Origin of the sequence: Sulfurovum zhangzhouensis (assembly GCF_030347965.1) — a bacterium.
Lineage (GTDB): Bacteria > Campylobacterota > Campylobacteria > Campylobacterales > Sulfurovaceae > Sulfurovum > Sulfurovum zhangzhouensis.
In genome coordinates, this window is record NZ_JAQIBD010000013.1 from 1 (window position 1) to 800 (window position 800).

An 800-nucleotide genomic window follows, 5' to 3' on the forward strand; every position below is an offset into this window, starting at 1 on the left:
CGATGCCTGGTACGGTCTTGAGCAGTTGGCAACGCTCATCCTGCTTGACCTGTTGCTGGATCTTACGCTCCTGTTCAGCGATTCGGTCGTTGAGGTAAAGGTAGTGCTCGTAGGCCAGGTGTAACTCGACCAGCAACGTATCCGGCAACCTCACCCCTTTCTGCGCGCCCAGCCAGGAGAACAGCCGTTTCATCGTCGCGTGGCCTTTCGGCAGCGATAGACCGAACTCCAGCAGGAAGGCGCCAATGCGTGACATGCAGGCGGTGCGCTCAGCGACAAAGGCTTCCCGCAGGCGATGCGTCACGGCCAGTACCTGTGCCTCTTCGCTTTTCACCGGCACAAAGCGCATATCCGGGCGCAAGACAGCCNCGTCACGGCCAGTACCTGTGCCTCTTCGCTTTTCACCGGCACAAAGCGCATATCCGGGCGCAAGACAGCCTCGGAAATGGCTGCCGCATCGATAAAATCGTTCTTGTTTCCTTTGACGTAGGGCTTCACGTACTGGGGCGGAATCAGTTTCACCCTATGCCCAAACGACAGGCAGCGGCGTGCCAGCCAGTGACTGCCACCACAGGCTTCAAAGGCAACCAGGCAGGGAGAGCTGATGGCGAGGAATTCGAGTAGTTTGGCGCGAGTGAACTTCTTACGCAGAATGATCGATTCGTCTGTCGTTCGACCCACAACGTGGAAAGAAGACTTGCCTAAATCGATACCAAGGACTTTGATAGTAGACATGAGATGGCCCTCCTGTTTTTGCTACCCCAAAGCTTAGTCTTGGGGAGGGGAGCCATCTCATTAGG

General features: G+C 56.4%; 1 pseudogene. It reads right to left on the reverse strand.

Features of this window, described 5'->3' with window-relative positions:
- Positions 1-157 precede the first annotated feature (157 nt).
- A pseudogene (locus tag PGH07_RS11410) lies at positions 158-735 on the reverse strand (IS110 family transposase); the annotation flags it as partial.
- Positions 736-800 lie beyond the last annotated feature (65 nt).